Raw genomic sequence first — 25,710 nt, 5'->3', positions numbered from 1 at the left:
GGCAGGAGGAGAAACGATGGAACGAAGTTTATCAATGGAATTAGTACGTGTAACTGAGGCGGCAGCGATTGCGTCTGCACGCTGGATGGGGCGCGGGTTAAAGATAGAAGCAGATGACGCGGCGACGACCGCAATGCGTTCTGTATTTGACACAATTCCTATGGAAGGTGTCGTCGTAATCGGTGAAGGTGAAATGGACGAGGCGCCGATGCTGTATATCGGTGAAAAATTAGGTCTTGGTAACGGTGGGCCACAAGTAGATGTGGCCGTTGATCCACTTGAAGGCACTAACATTGTCGCGTCAGGTGGTTGGAACGCATTAGCAGTTCTAGCAATCGCAGACCGTGGCAACTTGCTCCACGCCCCAGACATGTATATGGACAAACTTGCAGTGGGTCCAGAAGCAGTCGGATTGGTCGATATTGATGCACCGGTCATCGATAACTTAAAGGCCGTTGCTCGTGCCAAAAACAAAGATATTCAAGACGTAGTGGCAACAATTTTAAATCGCCCGCGTCACCAACAGATCATTGACGAAATTCGTGCTTCTGGAGCTCGCATCAAATTGATTAACGACGGAGACGTGGCAGGTGCCATCAACACGGCGTTTGACGAGACAGGTGTCGATATCTTGTTCGGCATGGGTGGAGCACCAGAAGGCGTGATCGCGGCTGTTGGCTTGAAGTGTCTAGGAGGAGAAATTCAAGGCCGTCTAGTACCTCATGAAGAAGGTGAACTAGAGCGTTGTATCAAGATGGGTCTTGATGTGAACAAAGTCTTGCGTATGGAAGACCTTGTACGCGGTGACGATGCGATCTTCACAGCTACAGGTGTTACAGACGGAGAACTTCTTCGCGGCGTTCAGTTCAAAGCAGGGTATGCAGAAACGCATACACTGGTTATGCGCGCAAAATCTGGTACGGTCCGTTTCGTAGAAGGCCGTCATAGCTTGAAAAAGAAACCGAATCTAGTCCTGTAAAAAAGATAGAATGCCGCACAGAGCTTTTTCTGTGCGGACATTTCTTCTATCATTTAGTACTCCTACTGAATCATCCCTTCCTGTATCCGATAACTCCCAACACATGCAATCCCAACAAAATAATCTAAGAGTGTGGTGCCAATATGACCCAGCATACAATCAATGAACTGGAAAATATGACGTTAAAAGAGCTATATGAGCTCGCTAAGAGATACAAAATCTCGTCTTACAGTAAACTAACAAAAAAAGAACTCATTATATCCATCTTGAAATCGCGTGCCGAGCAAGAAGGCTTTTTCTTCATGGAAGGTGTTTTAGAAATCATTTCATCAGAAGGATTTGGCTTCCTTCGCCCAATCAACTATTCGCCGAGTTCTGAAGATATCTACATCTCTGCCTCGCAGATTCGTCGCTTTGATTTACGTAACGGAGATAAAGTTACCGGAAAAGTACGTCCTCCAAAAGAGAGCGAGCGTTATTACGGATTGTTACACGTTGAACTGGTAAACGGGGAAGACCCAGAAACGGCAAAAGAACGTGTTCATTTTCCTGCCCTTACACCGCTCTACCCGGACCGTCAGTTAAAGTTAGAGACGACGCCAGAACGATTGTCTACACGCATCATGGATCTAGTTGCGCCAGTGGGCTTCGGTCAACGTGGATTAATTGTAGCTCCACCAAAAGCCGGAAAGACGATGTTATTGAAAGAAGTAGCTAACGCCATCACAACGAACCATCCGGAAGCGGAATTGATTGTCCTATTAATCGATGAGCGACCAGAAGAAGTAACGGACATTGAGCGTTCAGTGAAAGCAGATGTTGTTAGCTCAACATTCGACGAAGTTCCTGAAAACCACGTAAAAGTGACAGAACTTGTTCTTGAGCGTGCGATGCGCCTTGTTGAGCACAAGCGGGACGTCATTATTTTGATGGACTCCATCACGCGTCTTGCTCGCGCTTACAACTTAGTGATTCCACCAAGCGGTCGGACGCTTTCTGGAGGGATTGACCCAGCAGCATTCCACCGTCCAAAACGTTTCTTCGGAGCAGCTCGTAATATCGAAGAAGGCGGAAGCTTGACGATTTTAGCAACGGCTTTAGTCGACACAGGCTCGCGTATGGATGAAGTGATCTACGAGGAGTTCAAAGGAACAGGAAACCTTGAGCTTCACCTAGATCGCCAGCTTGCTGAACGTCGCATCTTCCCAGCGTTAGATATTCGCCGCTCAGGTACACGGAAAGAAGAGTTGTTACTGCCAAAAGAACAGCTGGATAAACTATGGGCCATCCGCAAGACATTCTCGGATTCTCCAGACTTTACCGAGCGATTCATGCGCAAGTTGAAACAGACAAAAGACAACGACGCATTCTTCCAACAATTAGCGGATGAAATGAAAGCACATAAGGCAAACAAAGCGTCGTTGTAAGCTATTTTTTTCAAATCAACTACTTGAATTCACTGCCAAAACATGCTATTCTAGTCGTTGTAAGTTTTATTATTTCTGTTACATATGTGGCTGACACAACCGGGCCATGTAAGGTATCAGTTTTCATAACCAACTCTGTTCCAGATGGTTCAGGGCGAGAGGAGAGAAAGCAGATGAAATCAGGAATTCATCCAGACTACAAAGAAGCAACAGTTACTTGTTCATGTGGAAACTCATTCAAAACAGGTTCTGTAAAAGAAAACATCAACGTCGAGTTCTGCAGCGAGTGTCACCCATTCTACACAGGACGTCAGAAATTCGCAGCAGCGGATGGTCGTGTTGATCGCTTCAACAAAAAATACGGTCTTAAAGAAGAGCAACAAAACTAAGAACCTAAATACCTGTGGGGCATTTGCCTTACAGGTATTTTTTAAATTTAGATGTGGAGTCGACTTCTATTTGGAAGTCGTTCCCAAAAGGTACCTGTCACCCACACAATTCAAACACAATTCATAAATATGTAAAACTAACCGTGATAACGTAGGCTCTTGATGTATATTCGGTGAATATTCATGAATGTCTGAATAGTTTCTGGGACAGGTACTTATAAGAAAGGGGTACCTACATGGCACAACTATTTTTCAAGCATGGCGCAATGAACAGCGGGAAATCCATCGAGATCCTCAAAGTTGCCCACAACTATGAAGAACAAAACAAACCGGTCATTATTTTCACACCAGCAATCGATACACGGGACGAAGTGGGAACGGTCGCAAGTCGAATCGGACTCAAGCGCAAAGCGATTCCGGTATTTGAGGATACCAACTTGTTTGACTACGTAAAAGATCAAAATGAGCGTATCTATTGTGTTCTTATTGATGAAGTCCAATTCATTAGCAAAGAACACGTCCTGCAACTTACCCAAATCGTAGATGAGCTAAATATTCCTGTGATGGGCTTTGGTCTGAAAAATGACTTCATGAATGAATTGTTTGAAGGTAGCCGGTACATGTTGACGTACGCCGATAAAATCGAAGAAATGAAAACAATTTGTTGGTTCTGTCACCGTAAAGCAACGATGAATTTGCGTGTGGATGAGAACAAAAAGCCAGTTCGCACGGGCGCTCAAATCGTCATAGGTGGTAACGATAGCTACTACCCGGTTTGCCGGAAGTGTCATGCGAATCCGCCGTTATGAGAAATGCTTTAGTTTTGTGACCTGAAGGGCCTTCATTGTGCCCTCAGATGGTTGTTTTGTGACTTGAGCAAGGGTTTTTGTGCCCTCAAAGCCTTGTTTTGTGCCCTGAGTCATATTATGGAAACTAATTCGCCACAACCGCCGCGCACACGTTCAAACTCAAATTTCCAAAGCCTTTGCTAGAAAACCTAAAAACAAACCCGCCCCAGGAGGTGTCCCTATGTTTGATCGCTTACAAGCCGTTGAAGACCGCTATGACAAGCTGAACGAAATGCTATCGGACCCGGAAATCGTCAATGATACAAACAAGCTTCGCCAGTACTCAAAAGAGCAATCGGACCTACAAGAAACAGTCGATGCTTACCGTGAATACAAGGCAGCAAAAGAACAATTGGCAGAAGCTAAAGAAATGTTAGATGACAAACTCGACGCAGACATGCGCGAAATGGTCAAAGAAGAAGTCAATGAACTGGAGGAGCAAATCGAAAAACTCGAAGAACGCTTGCACATTTTATTGATTCCGAAAGACCCGAACGATGACAAAAACGTCATCATGGAAATCCGCGGAGCAGCAGGTGGAGACGAGGCAGCTTTATTTGCTGGAAGCTTATTCCGCATGTACAGCCGCTTTGCTGAAACAAATGGCTGGAAAATCGATATTATGGATTCTTCACCTACAGGTCTTGGTGGTTACAAAGAAGTCGTCTTCATGATTACTGGAAACGGAGCTTTCTCAAAATTGAAGTATGAAAACGGTGCACACCGCGTGCAACGTGTTCCTGAAACGGAGTCGGGTGGGCGTATCCATACGTCAACTGCGACAGTTGCCTGTCTTCCGGAAGTGGAAGAAGTCGATGTGGAAATTCACGACAAAGACATTCGCTTTGACGCGTATGCATCGTCTGGTGCCGGTGGACAATCGGTTAATACGACGATGTCAGCGGTTCGTCTAACACACATTCCAACGAATACAGTCGTGACGTGTCAGGATGAGAAATCTCAAATCAAAAACAAAGAAAAAGCGATGAAAGTACTGCGTGCGCGTGTTGCGGACAAGTACCGTCAAGAAGCACAAGCGGAATACGATGCTGTACGTAAATCAGCAGTTGGAACGGGTGACCGTTCTGAGCGTATCCGTACGTACAACTTCCCTCAAAATCGTGTAACAGACCATCGTATCGGCCTGACAATCCAGAAACTTGACCAAATTATGGAAGGCAAACTCGATGAAATCATTGAAGCATTGATTATCGAAGATCAAGCCGAAAAGCTGGAGAAGATGAATGAAAGTACGATTTAATACAATTCAAGAGGCCCTCTCGTGGGCTTCTTCTTATTTAGAGGCAAACGGACAAGAAGGACTTGCTGCAAAGTTTTTCTTGCAAGATGTTTTACAGTTCACGTCCAGTGATGTGATGATGAAGCAGTTCGATCCATTTCCGGAAGATAAAATTACAAAGTACGAAAAAGGAATTGAACAAATCGCAACCGGAACGCCGTATCAGTATGTAAGCGGAGTAGCTGAATTTTACGGCCGTCACTTCAAAGTGACTCCGGATGTCCTCATTCCTCGTCCGGAAACGGAAGAATTGATCGAGCAACTCATACAACGTAAGAAAACTTTATTTGGCAAGCGACCCGTTCGAATTGTGGATATCGGAACAGGTACGGGATGCATCGCAACGACTTTGAAACTGGAGATTCCAGAAGCTGAGGTCCATGCTGTGGATATCTCGTCTCAAGCTCTAGAAGTCGCGCGACACAATGCTGTTTTTCTACAAGCAGACGTTCAATTCTTGCAAGGGGATATGACCGAGCCGATTGAAGGGGAGAAGTGGGATATTTTCGTCTCCAATCCCCCTTATATCGCAGAAGTGGAAAAGCAGCAAATGCATGGTAACGTCCTTGACCACGAACCACATCTTGCTCTATTTGCAGAAGACGAGGGGCTTTATTTCTACAAAAAGATGTGTGCAAGGTTACCAGAACTACTAAGTGCGCAGGCCATCGTCGGTTTTGAAATCGGGTATTTGCAAGGTCCAGCAGTTAAACTACTGCTAGAGCAAGCGCTTCCGACAGCGAAAGTGGAAGTCGTTGAAGATTTAAACGGACGCGACCGAATGGTTTTTGCAACTTTATGAATAGAGTAGTAGAAAGTGGGTCATGCTGATTTCAAGGGAGAATCGGGATGACTCATTTTCAAAATTTACTAAATCGGCTAGACGCCGCTGAACATTTTCTATGGATCTTATTAGATGGACGTGGAGATAACTTTTGGTGTATCCTCGTGAAAAATAGTTGCTACGACAAGAAGGATGTCGGAGAGCCAAAATCGTTTTTTGTCACACTATGGAAGCGATGGTTTTCCACAGATGATGACGATAGTTCTCCACAGGATGGGGATAAAATCAGTTTACAAGAAGGATGACGCGAAATGACAAAGTTTGTACATGTGGATAGAGATGGGGATAACCTTGAAAGTTATCAACAAATTGTGGATAAGTGGGTCGCTGGAGAAGTAGTGGCTTTCCCGACAGAGACTGTATACGGCCTTGGTGCAGATGCGAGAAATCCTCAAGCTGTTGCTAAAATCTATGAGGCAAAGGGCCGTCCTTCTGATAATCCACTTATTGTTCATGTAGGAAAAACCGAGCAACTGCAAGGGTTCATCGCGTATATTCCAGAACTTGCACAAAAAGCGATGGATGCATTCTGGCCGGGTCCATTAACGGTAATTTTACCTTTAAAAGAAGGGGCACTTGCGCCAGCCGTGTCAGCTGGGTTATCCACAGTCGGTGTGCGAATGCCGGCGCATCCCGTTGCCCATGAACTTCTTGAATTCGCGAACATTCCTATAGCGGCACCAAGCGCAAACCGCAGTGGCAAACCTAGCCCCACTGCGGCAAGTCACGTTATTGAAGATTTAGAGGGACGCATTCCAATGATTGTGGATGGAGGACCTGCAACGGCCGGATTGGAATCGACGATTGTTGACTTTACCGTTCAACCACCCGCACTATTGCGCCCAGGTTCCATCACAGAAGAAATGCTCCAAGACGTGATTGGAGACATGCAAGGTGCAGGTCGTCTTCGCGAAGAACAGGCTCCGAAAGCACCTGGGATGAAATATACCCACTATGCCCCAGATGCGCCGGTTTACTTAGCATATTTAGATCAGGCAATAACAGGTGACAAAATGGAAGAGCTGCGCAGAATGGGTAAAAAGATTGCGCTGGTGGCTCCAGAAAAGTATCGCCACCTTCCTCACGATGAGTTTTTGTCACTCGGGACTGACGCGTCACTCGAGTCAATTAGCCGTCACTTGTTTAATGCACTTCGGGCATGTAATCAAGTAGAAGTCGATTTGATTGTGGCGGCCGCTTTCCCAGCTGAAGGAGTCGGCAAGGCATTGATGAACCGTCTCGAGAAAGCTGCGGGCGGTAGTTGGTTATGAGATAACCACGAGGGGTAAAAAGGAGATGACTTTCTATGAACATTTTATTTGTTTGTACAGGAAATACATGTCGTAGTCCAATGGCAGCAGCAATTTGGCGCGAGGTCGATGGCTTCGAAGTTCAATCGGCTGGTGTCTATGCAAGCCACGGAGCGGACATGTCCTATCATGCCAAACAAGCCTTGGCTGAAAAGGGGGTAGATGCTTCGCATGCTTCTCAACCCGTGACAGCAGACCTACTGGATTGGGCGGATGTCGTTTTGACGATGACAACGAGTCACAAGCATGCGCTTCTCCATGCGTTTCCGGAAAATCGCGATAAGGTCTTCACCTATTCGGAATTTGCAGATCCAGAAAACGCATTTGAAATTGCAGATCCGTTTGGAGGGAACTTGCAAGATTATCAGTTTACACTGTATCAACTTGAACAATTGCAACAAAAAGCACTTCACCGACTGCATCTCCACAACGACAAAAATTAATGATATGATGGACTTGAACGAATGATACAGAAATGAGGGAATGCACGTGAACATTGCCATTTCATCCGACCATGGCGGAAACAACTTACGAAAAGAAATTGTCTCGCTTCTAGAAGAACTAGGCCATCAAGTCACAGACTTCGGTCCCCAAACAAAAGACTCTGTGGACTACCCAGACTATGCAAAGCCAGTATGTGAGGGCGTTGCAGGAGGCGAGTTTGATTCAGGAATTTTGATTTGTGGAACTGGAATCGGAATGTCGATTGCCGCTAACAAATACAAAGGTATTCGTTGTGCGCTCGTCCACGACGTATTTTCTGCAAAAATGACAAAATGCCACAACAACTCAAACATCCTTGCAATGGGTGAGCGTGTCATTGGGGCAGGTCTTGCTCGCGAAATCGTATCGACTTGGCTCGAGAACGAATTCGAAGGCGGCCGTCACGAAACACGTATCAACAAAATTGCACAAATCGAAGACAACAACTAAATCAATTCCTATGAGGGAGGCGTTTGGAATGGAAGCAACAAGCCAGTGGAAAGCACAACTTGAACAGCTGCTGAACGAATTCGAACAACTCATGGACATCAAACCGGCTACACTCTTTGTCGTCGGCTGCTCCACCTCAGAAGTTATCGGGAAGAAAATTGGAACAGCGGGGGCCACGGAAGTTGCAGAGGCACTTTTTGAGCCCCTCGAGGAATTCGCAAGACGAAAAGGTGTTTATCTTGCGTTTCAAGGCTGTGAACATATAAACCGCGCACTCACCATGTGTCGCGAAACGGCTGACAAGTTTCAGCTCGAAGAAGTATCGGTTATACCGGTCCCATCTGCAGGCGGTTCCATGTCTGCCTATGCCTATGAACAGTTCCATGACCCAGTCGTCGTAGAGAACATTCGCGCGCATGCAGGCATCGATATTGGTCAAACATTGATTGGGATGCATTTGAAAGAAGTCGCTGTACCTGTTCGAACATCCGTGAAGATGATAGGTGATGCCATCGTCACCACGGCTGCCACACGTCCAAAGCTCATTGGTGGACGACGTGCATTTTATGGAAACTAGGAGGAACATCATAGTGAAAAACATTCAAGCGCAAGACCAAGCCGTATTCGAAGCAATGGAAAACGAAAAAAAGCGTCAGCAGGCCAATATCGAACTGATCGCCTCTGAAAACTTTGTCACACAAGCTGTTATGGAAGCGCAAGGCTCTGTACTGACAAATAAATATGCAGAAGGCTATCCTGCGAAACGCTATTACGGTGGATGTGAGCACGTCGATGTCGTTGAAAACATCGCACGTGACCGTTTAAAAGAACTATTCGGTGCAGAACACGCCAACGTCCAGCCACACTCTGGTTCACAAGCGAACATGGCGGTCTACATGACAGCACTTGAGCAAGGGGATACAATCCTTGGAATGAACCTTTCACACGGTGGGCATTTAACACACGGTTCACCTGTTAACTTCAGTGGAATTCAGTACAACTTCGTCGAGTACGGTGTCAACAAAGAAAACGAACTGATCGATTATGAAGATGTTCGTCAAAAAGCGCTTGAGCATAAGCCGAAAATGATCGTAGCAGGAGCAAGTGCATACTCACGCACAATTGACTTCGCGAAGTTTCGTGAAATCGCAGATGAAGTCGGTGCATATTTAATGGTCGATATGGCGCACATCGCAGGACTTGTCGCTGCTGGTTTGCATCCAAACCCAGTGCCACATTCCCATTTTGTCACATCGACTACACATAAAACACTTCGTGGACCACGTGGTGGATTGATTTTGACTACTGAAGAGTGGGCAAAGAAAATCGACAAGACAATCTTCCCAGGTATTCAAGGTGGACCACTTATGCATGTGATTGCAGCGAAAGCTGTCGCATTTGGTGAAGCACTTCAAGACGATTTCAAAACGTATCAACAACAAGTAATCGTAAACGCACAAGCGTTAGCCGCTACTCTGTCAGAAGAGGGAGTGCGTATCGTATCTGGCGGAACAGACAACCATGTATTTTTGATCGATGTAAAAGGTTTAGGATTGACTGGGAAAGTAGCCGAGCATGTCCTTGATGAAGTCGGCATCACAGTTAACAAGAATACAATTCCATTCGACCAAGAAAGCCCGTTCGTCACTTCTGGTATTCGAATTGGAACGCCAGCTGTCACATCGCGTGGATTCAAAGAAGATGAGATGAAAGAAATCGGTAAAATTATCGCTGATCTTCTGAAAAATCATGAAGACGAAGCGGCCCTCGCGACTGCGAAAGATCGAGTGAAAGCGTTGACGGACAAGTTTCCACTTTATGCTTAATATATGAGAACTACGAGCCACCTCCAAAAAAATGAGGTGGCTTTTTTTCGCAATTTTCCGTAAACTAAAGAAAATCATTCGTGACTATTCAGTAGAGGGGGGCGGGTATGAGCCAACAGATTGATAACGCGGTGCGAACAGAACTCTTGCACTGGATTAAAAAGATAGGTAGTCAATTTGATACAAGTTATATCGTTCGGGACCCTAACCTTCCAGGAAAACCTATCATTTATGTCAATGAAGCCTTTTCTGAAAAGACAGGATTTCAACCATCGGATGTCTATGGAAAGAGTGTCTCTTTTCTTTATGGAAGTCAACAATATAGCAGTTCTCATTTTCACGAGACGGAGCGTTTGATCAGCTGGGATTTTAATGAAATGGGATCTTCTAGACGTGAAGTTTTACACTATTGTAAGGACGGCACACCTATTTGGTTTGATGTCATCGGCCAAACGTTTTATGACAGTGCTGGTAATTCCGTGTTCGAAGTGGCTCTTCAATCCGATATTACTGTCCAAAAACAACAAGAGTCTATCATTGAAATGCAAGCAGAGATCTATGAAGGAATTGAAAAAGGCTATGCCATCAGTTCACTTCTTCAAGAAATTTGTTATAAAGTAGAGCAGTTTTTCACAGAAGGTTCGATGTGTAGCATCATGCACGTGCGCGATGGCCATCTCTATGGACTTGCCACCAAGTCTTTACCGAAAGAGTATTCAAAAGTAATAGAGGGTCTAGAGATTGGGCCGAATTCTGGAACGTGTGGAGCAGCAGCTTACCATCAGCAAGTTGTCATCACTGAGGATGTTGAGAACTCCCCAAATTGGATTCCGTATATCGGGGAAGGTCCGAATCTTTATGGGTTTAAGGCGTGTTGGAGTTTCCCGATTGTCAATCACCAGCGGCAAACGATAGGGACGTTCGGTGTTTATTTCCGCGAAAGTATTAGCCCTACGAAACTCGAAATGGCGTTTATTCAAAAAATCGTGCCGCTCGTTCTACTCGCATTCCGCAATGCAGCGGATCAAGAAAAAATTCTGCATTTGGCGTATCAAGACCAGGAAACAGGCCTTGCCAATATGAACTATTTTTATACAGAGGTCAAAGATTTGAATGAGGACTCAGAAAATGGATTTGTCGCAATCGTTACACCGACAAACCATCCGGAAATTGTCGATATGTTTGGACGAGAAATCGCATCCCTAGTGTTGAAAGAATTGGGCCGTCGATTAGACGGAATCTTGGAAGACTACAACTATGTGATGGCACGCTTTACGAGCACAACGCTTATTTTGGCAGGGAATACAAGGCGGGAAGATTTCCGAGATATTCTAGAACTGCTCCTACGAGCTGGTCATTTCCCAATCAAAATCGATCAAATGGAAATTTTTCTCCCTCTTCATATTGGTGTCGTACCGTATCAAAAAGGTGATGAAGTGACGCAGCTCATTCGTCAGGCAGATCTTGCTCTCTCTGAAGCGAAAAAACGAAACGGTGAGCAGGTCTGTTATTATTCAGAAGAGATGGATGAAGCCATCAAGCGCAATATGGAATTGCAAAGTGCCATTGAAATTGGCTTGCGGGAGCAGGAATTTGATGTCCATTTGCAACCGAAAGTCGATATGGAGAGCGGTCGGATCATCAGTTTTGAAGCACTTGCGCGTTGGACCTCGAGTCGTCTTGGCATCGTTTCTCCAGTCGACTTCATCGAAGCGACCGAGAGCGCGGGTAAAATTGACCAACTCGAGATGATTATTTTAAATAAAGTTTTATCATGGCAAAGTGACCGCCAATCTAAACACAAATACCTTTACCCAGTAGCAGTGAACATCTCGCCGAACCACTTTTATCAATCTGGCTTTTTAGAAAGTTTACTTCGATTGTTAAAAGACTACGACCTCCCATCAGAATGCATTGTGCTGGAGCTGACAGAAAGTATTCGTCTTGAAGACTTGGAGCAAGCAAAAACGATTTTGAAAAATCTCGCAAAAGAGGGGATTCATTGTTCCATCGATGACTTTGGAATTGGCTATTCATCACTCAGTTATTTGCATGAACTTCCGATCTCTGAAATTAAATTAGACCGGAGCTTCATCTCACAAATTCATACGAGTGGAACACGAGCGGTGGTCCAAACAATTATCGATCTCGCTGACAAACTCGATATTCGAGCCGTTGCAGAGGGCATTGAGACCTATGAACAAATGATTTTACTGCGTGGAATGAGTTGTTCTATCGGACAAGGGTACTATTTCTATAAGCCATTACCTCTCGCGCAAATAGACGAAATAATCAAAACTGAGGAGACCTAGAAAGTCTTCTCTTTTTTTTGCTATAATAGGTCAGAATGAAATGAAGAGGAGTGAACAGGATGTCAAAAGTTTTCGTATTTGATCACCCACTGATTCAACATAAATTAACGTATATCCGCAGCGTCGAGACAGGGACAAAAGAATTTCGCGAGCTAGTCGATGAGGTCGCAACACTGATGGCCTTTGAAATTACTCGCGACATGCCACTAGTCGAAACGGAAGTAGAGACACCTGTAACCGTCACAAAATCAAAGGTCCTTGCAGGGAAGAAGATGGGTATCGTGCCAATCCTTCGTGCAGGAATCGGCATGGTAGACGGCATCTTAAAATTGATTCCGGCAGCAAAAGTTGGGCATATCGGTCTTTACCGTGATCCACAAACGTTGCAACCGGTCGAATACTATGTGAAATTGCCAGCAGACGTGGAAGAGCGCGACTTTATCGTCGTTGACCCAATGCTTGCTACGGGCGGTTCCGCAATCGAAGCCATCAACTCACTGAAAAAGCGCGGAGCAACTAGCATCAAATTCATGTGCTTGATTGCAGCACCAGAAGGCGTCGAATTATTGCAACAAGCACACCCAGACGTCGACGTTTATATCGCAGCGCTTGACGAAAAGTTAAACGATCACGGCTACATCGTGCCAGGTCTTGGCGATGCGGGTGACCGTTTATTTGGTACAAAGTAAGTTTTTAAACGTTGAGTTCCATTCCGGGACTGCTTTCCGAGGGCGCGGCGTGAGCCTCCTCACTTCGACTTCGTCTCGTTGTGGGGTCTCACGTTCCGACTTGAATCCCACTGGAGTCAGCCCCTGCATTCCACTCAACTTGGTTTTAGATGTGGAGCCGACTGTTCAGAAATTGTGCGAGAAGACAGCGTGGACTGTGAAGCGCTCTTTGCTTCATAGGCCGCGATGGCTTCTTGCGGGATTTCTAGGAGGCGCAACTCGATTCCATTTAGATGTGAAGCCGACTGTTCTAAAACGTTGAGTTCCATTCCGGGGCTGCTTTCCGAGGGCGCGGCGTGAGCCTCCTCACTTCGACTTCGTCTCGTTGTGGGGTCTCACGTTCCGACTTGGATCCCACTGGAGTCAGCCCCTGCATTCCACTCAACTTGGTTTGCGTCTCGTAAAACTTTCGTATATAACAATTGAAAGCTCTATTTTCTCCAACAGCGCCTAGGCACTGTTGGATTTTTTGTTCGAAAAACACCCCCTTCCAAACATAACAAAAGAATTATGTCCGTAATTTGTCGAACAGAGGTGTCTTGTGATGTTTTTCACAGGATGCAATTGACATGAAATAGGTGCTATTGTATGCTTACAAAGGATATTAATGATAGGGGTTTCATACTGAAATCCGACTGTCTATTCCACTTTCTGCAAGCTAGCGTCTTCATTTGAGAAGCACCCCAGAACCAGCGAAAAATCTCGCTTCCATTCGAATCTAAATTCAGGAGAATTCCAATGCTCAATTTATTTCACATTTACCAGCGGCAGAAAAAGTACATACTCTTTTTGCTCGCAGCCTGTGTGCTCGGTGCAGCGTTCACGCCGTATTCGACCATATTTGCGGGCATCGGTCTCGGGGCAGCCTTTGGACTCTATAACTTCTGGATCCTACAGCGTCGAATGCTGAAGTTTGACCGTGCTTTTGATCAAGGAAAAAAGCGCGTCAGTCTCGGTACTGGATTACGCTTTGCTTCAGGAATTGCGGCAGTGGCGATTGCCCTATCGCTACCTGAATATTTCCATTTGATCAGTACGGTAATTGGTCTAATGATACCGTATGTTCTACTGGTCATAGAACAGCTAGTATTTGCGATACGCAAACAAAATGAAGATGCGAAAGAGAGGTGAACTACTAGTGGATCATTTAGCTCCAGAATATGAGTTTCTCGGTATGACAGGAAACTGGTCGACATTGATGATGCTTGCCATCACGACGCTTATCGTGTTCTTGATAGCTGTCATTTCGACACGTAACTTGAAACTCAAACCAACAGGGATGCAAAACTTTATGGAGTGGATTATGGACTTCGTAAAAGGCATCATCAAAAGCAACATGGACTGGAAAACAGGCGGAAGCTTCCATGTACTTGGAATCACGCTTCTTATGTTTATCTTTGTGTCGAATATCCTCGGACTTCCATTTGCCATCGTTTATGACAAATACTTGTGGTGGAAATCACCAACAGCTGACCCAGTTGTAACGATGACGCTTGCTGTAATGATTATCGCATTAACTAACTATTACGGCGTGAAAGCAAAAGGGTTCAAAGGGTACATCAGTGACTTTGCAAAACCGTTGCCATTCATGGCACCACTAAAAGTTATTGAGGAATTCGCAAACACGTTGACACTTGGTCTACGTCTTTACGGAAACATCTACGCAGGTGAGGTACTACTCGGACTTATCGCCGGACTCGCAACTGCAAGCGCATTTGGCTTCATCGGAGCCATCATTCCAGGTATGGCCTGGATCGGATTCTCGATCTTCATCGGGGGTATCCAATCATTTATCTTTGTTATGTTAACGATGGTGTATATGGCACATAAAGTGGCAGACGACCATTAATATAAACTGAAGGGGACTTCAGTATAAACTTAAAACCAACCAAACTTTAGGAGGAAACTACACAATGACAGGTTCAGTAGGTTTATTAGCAGCAGCTATCGCAATCGGATTAGGAGCACTTGGTGCAGGTATCGGTAACGGTCTTATCGTTTCAAAAACAGTTGAAGGTATCGCTCGCCAACCAGAAGCACGTGGCGCACTTCAAACAGTTATGTTCATCGGGGTTGCATTAGTTGAGGCACTTCCAATCATCGCAGCAGTTATCGCGTTCATCGCATTGAACCAATAATTGATTAAAACTTAAGTGGCGGAGCATATCCGCCACTTCCTTTAAGCAAAACAACCACAGAAAACAACAAAGTTTTTGTTTACTCAATAGAAGCAAGAAAACGACGGAATAGCGTTTGAAAGGAGTGAAACAATCGTGTCTTTTGATTACCTGGTACTCGGGGCTGGCGCCACGGGCTTAAATACATGGGATATCTTAGCGACTTTATTCTTCTTTACATTACTAATGGTACTGTTGAAGAAATTCGCATGGGGTCCATTAATGGGAATCATGAACGAGCGTGAGCAGTTAGTAGCGAGCGAGATCGAAGCAGCTGAAAACAGCCGTATCGAATCACAAAAACTACTTGACGAGCAACGTGAATTACTAAAACAAGCACGCACGGAAGCATTGGCAATCGTTGAAAACGCGAAGAAACAAGGCGACGTTTCTCGTGAAGAGATTATGACAACTGCACGTGAAGAAGCAGCACGCTTGAAAGAGTCTGCTGTACGTGAGATTGAAACTGAAAAAGCACGCGCGATTGCTGCTGTACGTGAGGAAGTTGTTTCCTTGTCAGTACTTGCTGCATCGAAAGTGCTTGAGAAAGAAGTTACGGAAGAAGATAATCGTGCATTGATCGAGGCTACGATTGCGAAGGCAGGCGAAGCGAAGTGAGCAAATCTGCAGTAGCAAAGCGTTACGCCATCGCTTTATTCGAACTGGCACGAGAAAACGACACATTGGTTACAACACGTGAGGACTTAACAGAAATCAAAGCAGCTTGGAAGCAAGACGCAGACGTGCAAGCCTTGTTCGATTCTCCAAAACTTTCTTTAGATAAAAAGAAAGAATTAATTCGTACAGTATTCGGCTCAGCAAGCCCAGCAGTTGTGAACACACTTCAGCTTCTTGTTGAAAAGAAACGCCTGCACGAACTTCCAGCCATTGTGGAAGAATTCAGTGCTCTCTCAAACGAAGCACAAGGAATTGCGGAAGCAACGGTTTACTCAACACGCGCTCTAACAGACGAAGAACGTGCACACATTTCTTCTGCATTCGCACAAGAAGTAGGCAAAGGTTCTTTAAATATTCATAACGTAGTAGACCCATCCTTAATTGGTGGCCTACGCATTCAAATCGGAAACCGCATTTACGACAACACATTAAGTTCTAAACTTACTCGCTTGAAGCGTAACTTGATCGGTTAATACTATAGAAATATGAGAGGTGACATACATGAGCATCAAAGCTGAAGAAATCAGTGTCTTGATTAAGCAGCAGATTCAAAACTACGAATCTGAAATGAAAGTAAGCGATGTGGGTACAGTTATCCAAGTCGGTGACGGTATCGCTCGTGCTCATGGTCTCGACAACGTCATGGCTGGAGAGCTTCTTGAGTTCTCAACAGGTGTACTTGGTATGGCGCAAAACCTTGAGGAAAACAACGTAGGTATCGTTATCCTTGGACCATACACAGACATCAAAGAAGGCGATGAAGTACGTCGTACAGGCCGTATTATGGAAGTACCAGTAGGAGAAGCGCTTATCGGGCGTGTAGTAAACCCACTTGGTATGCCACTTGATGGGCAAGGTCCTATCGAAACAACAACAACTCGTCCAATCGAAAGCCCAGCACAAGGTGTTATGGCGCGTAAATCGGTTCACGAGCCACTTCAAACAGGTATTAAAGCGATCGATGCACTAGTGCCAATTGGTCGTGGACAGCGTGAGTTAATCATCGGTGACCGTCAAACAGGTAAAACATCTGTTGCGATCGATACGATCCTTAACCAAGCGGACCAAAACATGATCTGTATCTATGTTGCTATTGGACAAAAAGAATCTACTGTACGTAACGTAGTAGAAACTTTACGTAAAAAAGGCGCATTAGATTACACAATCGTTGTAACAGCTTCGGCTTCTCAACCATCTCCATTACTATACCTAGCTCCTTATGCAGGTGTAACGATGGCAGAAGAATTCATGTTCCAAGGCAAGCACGTTCTTGTCGTGTACGATGATCTTTCTAAACAAGCTGCGGCTTACCGTGAGCTTTCACTACTATTAAAACGTCCTCCAGGTCGTGAAGCATATCCAGGGGATGTATTCTACTTACACAGCCGTCTACTTGAGCGCGCTGCAAAGTTGAATGAAACACTTGGTGCAGGTTCAATCACTGCATTACCGTTCGTTGAAACACAAGCAGGGGATATCTCAGCTTACATTCCAACAAACGTAATCTCAATCACAGATGGTCAGATCTTCTTACAGTCTGATTTATTCTTCTCTGGTGTACGTCCAGCAATCAACGCAGGTCTTTCTGTATCACGTGTTGGTGGTTCTGCCCAGATCAAAGCAATGAAAAAAGTAGCAGGTACACTACGTCTTGACTTAGCGGCTTTCCGTGAACTAGAAGCATTCGCTCAGTTCGGTTCAGATCTAGATGCATCTACTCAAGCAAAACTTAACCGTGGTCAACGTACTGTTGAAGTATTGAAGCAAGACTTGAACTCACCTATCAAAGTTGAGAAGCAAGTTATCATTCTTTACGCTCTAACACGTGGACTTCTTGACGATGTAGCATTAAATGATGTTCGTCGTTTCGAAAACGAACTTCTTAGCTGGTTAGATTCAAACCACACAAACGTTTTAGATCACATTCGTACAACTAAAGACCTTCCTGCAGACGAAGATCTAGTGAACGCTATCAACGAGTTCAAAAAGACATTTGCAGCAAGCGAATAAGTTCGAATAAAAAACGATAAGGTGGTGAAATACCAGTGGCATCATTACGCGATGTAAAAAATCGAATTACGTCTACAAAGAAAACTAGTCAGATCACAAGAGCCATGCAAATGGTTTCGGCTTCGAAATTGAACCGTGCAGAGACGAATGCAAAAGCATACGTTCCTTACATGGGGAAAATTCAAGAAGTCGTTGCAGCGATTGCATCCGGTTCAGCTGACGCAAGTCACCCAATGCTCACGTCTCGTCCTGTCAAAAAGACTGCTTACCTCGTCATCACATCTGACCGTGGTCTAGCAGGTGCTTACAATGCGAACGTTCTACGTGCGGTAACAACGGCAATCAACACTCGTCATGCATCAGCTGATGAGTACGTCATCTTTGCAATCGGACGTATGGGTCGTGACTTCTTTGCAAAACGCGGAGCGAACGTGATTGAGTCGGAAGTTGGACTTCCGGATCAGCCGTCTTTCGCAGACATTAAAGAGATTGCACGCAAAGCTGTTGGTATGTTCACAGAAGGTACGTATGATGAACTTTATATGTACTACAACCACTTTGTCAGTGCCATTTCTCAGGAAGTCACTGAGAAAAAGGTACTGCCATTAACGGATATCGCACCAGAAGCAGGAACAGCATCGTATGAATTCGAGCCGTCTCCTGAAGCGATCTTAGAAGTATTGCTTCCGCAGTACGCTGAGAGCTTAATCTTCGGTGCGTTACTCGACGGAAAAGCAAGTGAACATGCTGCACGTATGACAGCAATGAAGAGTGCAACAGACAATGCATCCGATTTAATCAATAGTTTGACATTAGTATATAACCGTGCGCGTCAAGCTGCGATCACGCAAGAAATTACGGAGATCGTTGGCGGAGCGGCAGCATTAGAATAGAGTAAGACAGGAGGGAACAGTAGTGAACAAAGGACATGTTCTACAGGTAATGGGACCGGTTGTTGACGTAAAGTTCAGCAACGGCCAACTACCAGAAATCTACAATGCATTAACTGTAGCGATCGAGCGTCCAAATGAAGCGCCTTCTACACTAACACTAGAAGTAGCGTTACACTTAGGGGACGATTCAGTTCGTACAATCGCAATGTCTTCAACAGATGGTTTGAAGCGTGGCGAGGAAGTAACAGACTTGGGTGCAGCTATCTCTGTTCCAGTTGGAAACGCAACACTTGGTCGCGTATTCAACGTATTAGGAGAAGTTATTGACTTAGGAGAAGAAATCCCGACTTCAGAACGTCGTGATCCAATCCACCGTCTAGCACCAACTTTCGAAAACCTTTCAACAGAAGTTGAAATTCTTGAAACTGGAATCAAAGTAGTAGATCTTTTAGCGCCATACATCAAAGGTGGTAAAATCGGTCTCTTCGGTGGTGCCGGAGTAGGGAAAACAGTTCTTATTCAAGAACTAATCAACAACATCGCTCAAGAGCACGCGGGTATCTCTGTATTCGCAGGTGTTGGTGAGCGTACACGTGAAGGAAACGACTTATTCCACGAGATGAGCGATTCTGGCGTAATCAAACAAACAGCAATGGTATTCGGTCAAATGAACGAGCCACCTGGAGCACGTATGCGCGTAGCTCTATCTGGTTTGACAATGGCTGAGTATTTCCGTGATGAGCAGGGTGCAGACGTACTTCTCTTCATCGACAACATCTTCCGCTTCACGCAAGCAGGTTCTGAGGTATCGGCACTTCTAGGTCGTATGCCATCTGCCGTTGGTTACCAGCCAACACTTGCAACGGAAATGGGTCAACTGCAAGAGCGTATCACGTCTACGTCAACAGGTTCTGTAACATCGATCCAAGCGATCTATGTACCAGCCGATGACTACACGGATCCAGCTCCAGCAACAACATTCGCTCACTTAGATGCAACTACTAACCTTGAGCGTAAACTTTCTGAAATGGGTATTTACCCTGCGGTAGATCCACTTGCTTCTACTTCACGTGCACTTTCTCCGGAAATCGTTGGAGAAGAGCACTACACAGTAGCTCGTCAAGTTCAGTCTACTTTACAGCGTTACCGTGAGCTTCAAGATATCATCGCCATCCTAGGTATGGACGAGTTATCAGATGACGACAAGCAAACAGTTAACCGTGCACGTCGTATCCAGTTCTACCTGTCTCAGAACTTCCACGTAGCGGAGCAGTTCACAGGTCAACAAGGTTCTTACGTACCAGTTAAAGAAACAGTTCAAGGGTTCAAACAAATCCTTGAAGGCAAATACGACCACCTTCCAGAAGATGCATTCCGTCTAGTTGGACGCATCGAAGAAGTAATCGAAAAAGCTAAAGCTATGGGTGTAGAAGCCTAATACACGGGACCAGGAGGAAAGCAAATGCCGACATTAACAGTCAATATTGTCACTCCAGACGGCCCAGTATACGATGGTCAAGTAGATATGGTGATCGCCAAAACGGTCACAGGTGAAGTTGGGATTTTGCCAGGGCATATTCCAATGGTCGCACCTCTTGAAATTGGTGCAGTGAAGCTCAAGCGTGATGGCAAAGTCGAGTATGTTGCTATCAGCGGCGGCTTCGTTGAAGTTCGCCCTCAGCAGGTATCAGTTTTGACACCTTCTGCAGAGCTTGCTGAATCTATTGACGCTGCTCGTGCTAAAGAAGCACTTCGTCGTGCGGAAGAACGCGTGCAGTCTAAACAAGATAACGTCGATTTCAAGCGTGCGGAACTTGCGTTACAGCGTGCCATGAATCGTATCAACGTTAAAGAGGGTAATATGTAAGATCCACTCGCCGCACTCCCAGTTTTGGGGGTGCGGTTTTTTAGTGCGGATTTCTTAAGAGCTTGAGGAGATAAGGGCTTTGGAGTGTTGAAGGGCTATTTGCTAGGAAGGTCTTTGGGACATATGGGCTTTGGAGTGTTGAAGGGCTATTTGCTAGGAAGGTCTTTGGGACATAAGGGCTTGGAGTGTTAAGGGCTTTTGCTAGGGAGGGCTTTGGGGCATAAGGGATTGGAGTGTTGAAGGGCTTTTGTTTGGAAGGGCTTTGGGACATAAGGGCTTGGAGTGTTGAAGGGCTTTTGCTAGGAAGGTCTTTGGGTAAGTGGTCTATGTGCCAGCAGCAAATCGCGAAAGTACATCACCTACAGCGAAAAGTGCATCACAAAACGGCGAAAGTTGCACACAAAGACTTCGCACCAGCAGCAAATCGTAAAAGTACATCACCTACAGCGAAAAGTGCATCACAAAACGGCGAAAGTTGCACACAAAGACTCCGCACTAGCAGCAAATCGCGAAAGTACATCACCTACAGCGAAAAGTGCATCACAAAACGGCGAAAGTTGCACACAAAACCCCTGAAGCACTCTGCTAAAGTAAATAAATTCGCTAAAAATTTGATTTCCTCATATTGTTAGATAAAATGAATTTAAGGAGGAATGTTATGACAAGTTTTCAAAAGTGTAAACCCATAATCCGCGACAATTCGCAATACTTATTATCACTTAAAGAATTGACTATCAGAATTCCTAAAGAAAACACTAAAGACAAGGCCTATTTTTCAAAACTCTATGCTTCTAGCAAGGCTGGATTTGATGGCGAAAAGAAAATCGATCGACTTCTAGAAACCATTCCTTTCCCTAGCCTCCACACGATTATCCCCAATTTTCATACCCAATCAACGTTTGGAACCTACTATCAGATGGATACGCTAATAGTAACGAATCGCTACATTTTACTACTAGAAATTAAGAACATTCGTGGTCATATTGAGTTCCAAGAGAATCCTGCACAAATTATTCGAACCTATGATGGTGTTGAAGAGAAATTGGACTGTCCGATCCATCAAATAATTAGAAACACAAATGCACTTTCCAATATAGTTTGTAAAATTACTACAAATCTGCCGGTGCATGCAGCAGTTGTTTTTTGTAACAGTTCAGCACACGTTTCATCCTATCCTAAAAACGCAAAAATTCTATATAAAAATCAAATAGATTTCTATATAGAAAATTTGAATAAATCACCTGAAAAAGTAGATAAGATTACTTTTCAAAAAATAGTAAAAAGACTTAATTCACTAAATAATAATTACAAACAAATCTCTTTGGCCACTCGATATTCTATTGACAGTATGAGTTTGCGACAAGGGATTTTTTGCGAAATTTGTGAAAGCAATATGTATTCACTACGGAATTCTTCTATATTCAGTTGTAATTCATGCAATAAAACTGATAAAGACATATTCACTAATTCGATAATAGGGTTATTTGGAATACTTGGTCCTGAATTAAAACGTAGTCAAATACAAACTCATCTTTCTGTAAGAACAAGATTCGGTATTATCAGAGCCCTCACCAAACTAAACTGCACCAAATCCGGCAGTGGAAAATCGACATATTACTCTTTGCCCAAATAAATAACTAAGCGCATTTTAACCTAACCTACGGGAACGGCTCCCCACGTTCCTCTAAACCAAACCTCAATTATTTCAACCCTTTCTAAAAACGCCAAACCCAACCCCCATAAAACGACAAAAGACTGCGAATCACCTACTAGTTAACTCGTTTTTGAAAAGTTTCACAACTTCTTCAAAGGCTCTCACCAAATTCTCATAAACTATAGGTATAATGAGAAGTATGTGAAAGGAGAGAGAGCTTGTGTTAGCAACAGATCTAGCGATTGAATCAATAATTGCCATCAGTGTCCATCTCTTTTTCATAGCCATTGCTTTCTATGGACTGCAAAGTGTTCGACTAGATGTTGTGTTTAAAAAAGGCCATGTATTTCAAGTCCAAGTGATGATGATTTTGCTTAGCTTAGTTATCGGTACAACGGCTGGAAACTTCTTCTTACAACTCATGAACTGGTCATCCCAGCTCCAATACTTATTCTAGGATGCGTCCATAGTTCGACGGCGCTCGAGAATTTTCTATTTCCCGGGAAATAATCTGTCGTATCATGTTTAAGTAGAATGTACCAGGGTATCTAAAAGTTAGCTGAACATTAGAGAGAGAAAACACATACTATAGTTGCAACTAGACTTGTGAAATTAGGGGATTAAGTTACTTGTCAGACTTCTCATTTCATTGTATGATGTAAATTGTGTTTTAATACCCTAATTTCAACAAATTCCGTATGTGAATGTATATATGAAGGCCATGTCAATTCTTTGGAGGTAACCAAATTGGATAAAATTATCGTAAAAGGCGGGCGCGCTTTAACAGGAAACGTAAGAGTAGAAGGAGCTAAAAATGCAGTGTTACCAGTACTTGCTGCAGCACTCCTCGCTTCAAAAGGAAAGAACATCATCAATGAAGTACCATCTCTTGCAGATGTAAATACAATTAACGAGGTTCTTCGCAGCCTCAATACAACAATCGACTACAAACCTGAAATGAATCAAGTAATCATTGATTCGACAGCACCACTCGAAAGCGAAGCGCAATTCGAGTATGTTCGCAAAATGCGTGCATCTATCCTTGTCATGGGGCCAATCTTAGCGCGTAATGGGTTTGCTCGTGTAGCACTTCCAGGTGGCTGTGCAATTGGAAGTCGTCCAATCGATCAACACTTAAAAGGTTTCGAAGCAATGGGAGCGACTATCTCATTCGGTCAAGGTTTTGTAGAAGCCCGCACGGAAGGACGCCTTCAAGGGGCGAAGATCTATCTCGATTTCCCAAGCGTTGGTGCAACAGAAAACATCATGACAGCTGCAGCACTTGCTGAAGGTACAACTGTTATCGAGAACGCTGCAAAAGAGCCAGAAATCGTCGACTTAGCAAACTTTATCAACAACATGGGTGGTAAAGTAAAAGGTGCTGGTACAGACGTAATCAAAATTGAAGGTGTGGCTGAACTAACAGGTGCAGAACACACAATCATTCCTGATCGCATCGAAGCGGGAACGTTCATGGTAGCAGCTGCTATCACACGTGGCGATGTAACAATCGAAAATGCGGTTCCAGAACATATGACAGCACTTATCTCGAAGATGCAGGAAATGGGCGTTGAAATCACTGAGACTGAAGCGGGTCTTCGTATTAAAGCAGAAGGCGAACTGAAATCAGTAGATATCAAGACAATGCCACACCCAGGATTCCCAACAGACGTGCAATCACAAATGATGGCATTAATGATGACGGCTCATGGTACAGGCATTATCACGGAAACGGTATTTGAGAATCGCTTCATGCACGTCGAAGAATTCCGACGCATGAATGGAAACTTGAAGATCGAAGGACGTTCAGTAATCATGGAGAACCCATCAGACTTACAAGGTGCAGAAGTAGCCGCTACAGATTTACGTGCAGCTGCAGCACTTATCCTAGCGGGACTTGTAGCAAATGGTGTAACTCGTGTTACAGAATTGAAACACTTAGATCGTGGATATGTGAATTTTGACAAGAAACTAGCAGCATTAGGGGCAGACGTTGAACGAGTTGGTACAGAGACAGTAGAACGCGAAGTACAACCGGTCTAATTCCATATACTATCCTATATAATTTCAAACAGCTTCTCTGCATAGAGGGGCTGTTTTTTTATGCTTTTAAAAGACGCAATCCTCAAAAAAATTATACGTTTCGACAAATAGTGTGATAAAATTAAAAGTTGAGATACCTAAGAGAGATAGGCTGGGAAGGGAGACCCCGACGAGAATGTTTTCAAAAGATATAGGCATAGATTTGGGTACAGCCAACGTGCTGATCCATGTAAAAGGAAAAGGGATAGTTTTAAACGAACCATCCGTAGTTGCGCTGAACCGACAAACGCGCCAAGTAATCGCTGTAGGCGAAGAAGCGCGTAAAATGCTAGGACGTACTCCTGAAAATATTGTGGCAATTCGTCCTTTAAAAGACGGTGTCATTGCTGACTTTGATGTAACGGAAAAAATGCTGAAGCATTTCATCAATAAACTGAACGTAAAAGGTATGTTCACGAAGCCTCGTATCCTGATTTGCTGTCCAACCAATATTACAAGTGTTGAGCAAAAAGCAATCCGCGAAGCAGCGGAAAAATCTGGCGGGAAAAAAGTCTACCTCGAAGAAGAACCAAAAGTAGCTGCAATTGGTGCGGGAATGGACATCTACCAACCAAGTGGTAACATGGTTGTCGACATTGGTGGAGGCACGACAGACGTTGCTGTACTCTCAATGGGGGACATCGTGACTTCTGAGTCCATCAAAGTGGCAGGCGATGTATTTGACCATGACATTTCGCAGTACATCAAGCGTGAATACAAACTGTTGATCGGAGAACGAACAGCAGAGACTATAAAGATGGAAATCGGCACAGTCTATCCAGGAGGTCGAAACGAAACAATGGAGATTCGTGGACGCGACATGGTGACAGGCTTACCACGTACGATTACCATCGCTTCAGAAGAAATTGAAAAAGCGCTGCATGAGTCGGTCGCTGTCATCGTCCAAGCATGTAAAAATGTATTGGAAAAGACACCACCTGAACTTTCAGCAGACATCATCGATCGCGGTGTGATCATCACAGGTGGAGGCGCACTTCTTCACGGGATGGATCACTTGCTGACAGATGAACTTAAAGTACCGGTCTTCTTAGCGGAGCATCCAATGGATTGTGTAGCCATTGGAACGGGTATGATTCTAGACGGAATCAGCAAATCATCACGACGCTAAAGGCCATGTAAAGGAGCACATGGAATGGAAGAAGAAAAAAAAGTGGTGACACGTAAGCAAGCGAAAGCTGCTCGTGAAACTACTAATGAGGAACAACAGAAGACCACAGAGCAGAAGCCGCAAAAGCCAACACGTTGGGTCCAAATTCGTATGTTCCCGATTTGGTTACGCGTCATCCTTGTCCTTCTCTTTATTGCAGGTGCAATCGTTGCTGGACTTACAGTGGGCTATGCGGTTATTGGTGGCGGCGACCCAACAGACGCTTTAAAGTGGGAAACCTATCAACACATTCTTGATATTATGAATGGTACGACTGAATAAGGG

The 25,710-nt window shown here is 44.5% G+C and carries 29 protein-coding genes; 28 read left to right on the top strand and 1 reads right to left on the bottom strand.

Annotation, left to right across the window (positions count from 1 at the left end; all coding sequences use genetic code 11):
- The first annotated feature begins 16 nt into the window (after positions 1–16).
- The 14 genes from glpX (at position 17) to upp (ending at position 12,857) form a co-directional block, all read left to right on the top strand.
- Positions 17–979 carry a class II fructose-bisphosphatase gene (gene glpX, locus JOD03_RS05300; RefSeq protein ID WP_204589797.1) on the top strand — a complete coding sequence of 321 codons (963 nt, stop codon included), beginning with the start codon at positions 17–19 and terminating at the stop codon, positions 977–979.
- Positions 980–1,122: 143 nt separating this feature from the next.
- Positions 1,123–2,406, top strand: coding sequence for a transcription termination factor Rho (rho, locus tag JOD03_RS05295; protein ID WP_204589796.1), 1,284 nt, complete (start codon positions 1,123–1,125; stop codon positions 2,404–2,406).
- Positions 2,407–2,579: 173 nt separating this feature from the next.
- On the top strand, positions 2,580–2,795 hold the full coding sequence (gene rpmE, locus JOD03_RS05290) for a 50S ribosomal protein L31 (RefSeq protein ID WP_094943609.1): 216 nt from the start codon (positions 2,580–2,582) through the stop codon (positions 2,793–2,795).
- Positions 2,796–3,031: 236 nt separating this feature from the next.
- Complete coding sequence (locus tag JOD03_RS05285) at positions 3,032–3,604, top strand: thymidine kinase (protein ID WP_204589795.1); 573 nt, start codon at positions 3,032–3,034, stop codon at positions 3,602–3,604.
- A gap of 220 nt (positions 3,605–3,824) precedes the next feature.
- Positions 3,825–4,904 carry a peptide chain release factor 1 gene (gene prfA / locus JOD03_RS05280; RefSeq protein WP_204589794.1) on the top strand — a complete coding sequence of 360 codons (1,080 nt, stop codon included), beginning with the start codon at positions 3,825–3,827 and terminating at the stop codon, positions 4,902–4,904.
- The gene (gene prmC / locus JOD03_RS05275) at positions 4,888–5,745 is read left to right on the top strand and encodes a peptide chain release factor N(5)-glutamine methyltransferase (RefSeq protein WP_239584846.1); all 858 of its coding nucleotides are present in this window, start codon (positions 4,888–4,890) and stop codon (positions 5,743–5,745) included. Before prfA ends, prmC begins: the two co-directional genes overlap by 17 nt.
- 47 nt (positions 5,746–5,792) lie before the next feature.
- Positions 5,793–6,032: a hypothetical protein gene (locus JOD03_RS05270; protein ID WP_204589793.1), complete on the top strand. Its 240-nt coding sequence runs from the start codon at positions 5,793–5,795 to the stop codon at positions 6,030–6,032.
- A 6-nt stretch (positions 6,033–6,038) separates the two neighbouring features.
- The gene (locus tag JOD03_RS05265; protein WP_204589792.1) at positions 6,039–7,058 is read left to right on the top strand and encodes an L-threonylcarbamoyladenylate synthase; all 1,020 of its coding nucleotides are present in this window, start codon (positions 6,039–6,041) and stop codon (positions 7,056–7,058) included.
- Between the two features lie 35 nt (positions 7,059–7,093).
- Positions 7,094–7,540, top strand: a complete 447-nt coding sequence (locus JOD03_RS05260; protein ID WP_204589791.1) for a low molecular weight protein arginine phosphatase — start codon at positions 7,094–7,096, stop codon at positions 7,538–7,540.
- 46 nt (positions 7,541–7,586) lie between these two features.
- Entirely contained in the window at positions 7,587–8,030 is a 444-nt protein-coding gene (gene rpiB / locus JOD03_RS05255; protein WP_204589790.1) for a ribose 5-phosphate isomerase B, read from the top strand.
- A 28-nt stretch (positions 8,031–8,058) separates the two neighbouring features.
- Positions 8,059–8,607: a TIGR01440 family protein gene (locus JOD03_RS05250; protein WP_204589789.1), complete on the top strand. Its 549-nt coding sequence runs from the start codon at positions 8,059–8,061 to the stop codon at positions 8,605–8,607.
- 13 nt (positions 8,608–8,620) lie between these two features.
- A complete protein-coding gene (gene glyA / locus JOD03_RS05245) occupies positions 8,621–9,856 on the top strand; it encodes a serine hydroxymethyltransferase (RefSeq protein ID WP_204589788.1) in 1,236 nt (411 codons plus the stop codon).
- Positions 9,857–9,963: 107 nt separating this feature from the next.
- Positions 9,964–12,168, top strand: a complete 2,205-nt coding sequence (locus tag JOD03_RS05240) for an EAL domain-containing protein (protein WP_204589787.1) — start codon at positions 9,964–9,966, stop codon at positions 12,166–12,168.
- A gap of 59 nt (positions 12,169–12,227) precedes the next feature.
- Positions 12,228–12,857: a uracil phosphoribosyltransferase gene (gene upp / locus JOD03_RS05235; RefSeq protein ID WP_100353390.1), complete on the top strand. Its 630-nt coding sequence runs from the start codon at positions 12,228–12,230 to the stop codon at positions 12,855–12,857.
- Between the two features lie 134 nt (positions 12,858–12,991).
- Here the strand turns inward: upp and JOD03_RS05230 are convergent, their stop codons facing one another.
- Complete coding sequence (locus JOD03_RS05230; RefSeq protein WP_204589786.1) at positions 12,992–13,165, bottom strand: hypothetical protein; 174 nt, start codon at positions 13,163–13,165, stop codon at positions 12,992–12,994.
- 469 nt (positions 13,166–13,634) lie between these two features.
- Between JOD03_RS05230 and JOD03_RS05225 the strand changes: the two genes are divergently transcribed.
- The 14 genes from JOD03_RS05225 to JOD03_RS05160 all read left to right on the top strand — a co-directional run bounded on the left by JOD03_RS05225 (position 13,635) and on the right by JOD03_RS05160 (position 25,707).
- Positions 13,635–14,027: an ATP synthase subunit I gene (locus tag JOD03_RS05225; RefSeq protein ID WP_204589785.1), complete on the top strand. Its 393-nt coding sequence runs from the start codon at positions 13,635–13,637 to the stop codon at positions 14,025–14,027.
- A gap of 7 nt (positions 14,028–14,034) precedes the next feature.
- Positions 14,035–14,745 carry a F0F1 ATP synthase subunit A gene (atpB, locus tag JOD03_RS05220; RefSeq protein ID WP_204589784.1) on the top strand — a complete coding sequence of 237 codons (711 nt, stop codon included), beginning with the start codon at positions 14,035–14,037 and terminating at the stop codon, positions 14,743–14,745.
- Between the two features lie 64 nt (positions 14,746–14,809).
- Positions 14,810–15,034: a F0F1 ATP synthase subunit C gene (gene atpE / locus JOD03_RS05215; protein WP_204589783.1), complete on the top strand. Its 225-nt coding sequence runs from the start codon at positions 14,810–14,812 to the stop codon at positions 15,032–15,034.
- 135 nt (positions 15,035–15,169) lie between these two features.
- Positions 15,170–15,691 (top strand): F0F1 ATP synthase subunit B, encoded by a 522-nt coding sequence (atpF, locus tag JOD03_RS05210; protein WP_204589782.1) that lies wholly within the window; start codon positions 15,170–15,172, stop codon positions 15,689–15,691.
- The gene (locus tag JOD03_RS05205) at positions 15,688–16,224 is read left to right on the top strand and encodes a F0F1 ATP synthase subunit delta (RefSeq protein WP_204589781.1); all 537 of its coding nucleotides are present in this window, start codon (positions 15,688–15,690) and stop codon (positions 16,222–16,224) included. Before atpF ends, JOD03_RS05205 begins: the two co-directional genes overlap by 4 nt.
- A 28-nt stretch (positions 16,225–16,252) precedes the next feature.
- Entirely contained in the window at positions 16,253–17,761 is a 1,509-nt protein-coding gene (atpA, locus tag JOD03_RS05200) for a F0F1 ATP synthase subunit alpha (protein WP_204589780.1), read from the top strand.
- 35 nt (positions 17,762–17,796) lie between these two features.
- Positions 17,797–18,654, top strand: coding sequence for an ATP synthase F1 subunit gamma (gene atpG, locus JOD03_RS05195; protein ID WP_204589779.1), 858 nt, complete (start codon positions 17,797–17,799; stop codon positions 18,652–18,654).
- A 22-nt stretch (positions 18,655–18,676) separates the two neighbouring features.
- Positions 18,677–20,092 (top strand): F0F1 ATP synthase subunit beta, encoded by a 1,416-nt coding sequence (gene atpD, locus JOD03_RS05190; protein WP_204589778.1) that lies wholly within the window; start codon positions 18,677–18,679, stop codon positions 20,090–20,092.
- Between the two features lie 24 nt (positions 20,093–20,116).
- Complete coding sequence (locus tag JOD03_RS05185) at positions 20,117–20,521, top strand: F0F1 ATP synthase subunit epsilon (RefSeq protein WP_204589777.1); 405 nt, start codon at positions 20,117–20,119, stop codon at positions 20,519–20,521.
- A gap of 658 nt (positions 20,522–21,179) precedes the next feature.
- On the top strand, positions 21,180–22,154 hold the full coding sequence (locus tag JOD03_RS05180; protein WP_204589776.1) for a nuclease-related domain-containing protein: 975 nt from the start codon (positions 21,180–21,182) through the stop codon (positions 22,152–22,154).
- A gap of 241 nt (positions 22,155–22,395) precedes the next feature.
- Positions 22,396–22,632 (top strand): DUF1146 family protein, encoded by a 237-nt coding sequence (locus JOD03_RS05175; RefSeq protein WP_204589775.1) that lies wholly within the window; start codon positions 22,396–22,398, stop codon positions 22,630–22,632.
- A 290-nt stretch (positions 22,633–22,922) separates the two neighbouring features.
- Positions 22,923–24,218, top strand: a complete 1,296-nt coding sequence (murA, locus tag JOD03_RS05170; RefSeq protein ID WP_204589774.1) for a UDP-N-acetylglucosamine 1-carboxyvinyltransferase — start codon at positions 22,923–22,925, stop codon at positions 24,216–24,218.
- 175 nt (positions 24,219–24,393) lie between these two features.
- The gene (gene mreB, locus JOD03_RS05165; RefSeq protein ID WP_204589773.1) at positions 24,394–25,386 is read left to right on the top strand and encodes a rod shape-determining protein; all 993 of its coding nucleotides are present in this window, start codon (positions 24,394–24,396) and stop codon (positions 25,384–25,386) included.
- A gap of 24 nt (positions 25,387–25,410) precedes the next feature.
- On the top strand, positions 25,411–25,707 hold the full coding sequence (locus JOD03_RS05160) for a DNA-directed RNA polymerase subunit beta (protein WP_204589772.1): 297 nt from the start codon (positions 25,411–25,413) through the stop codon (positions 25,705–25,707).
- Positions 25,708–25,710: the final 3 nt, after the last annotated feature.

Source organism: Chryseomicrobium aureum (assembly GCF_016909155.1).
Classification (GTDB): Bacteria; Bacillota; Bacilli; order Bacillales_A; family Planococcaceae; genus Chryseomicrobium; species Chryseomicrobium aureum.
Note: the sequence above shows the minus strand (reverse complement) of the source record. Positions and strands in the feature narration are given on the sequence as shown.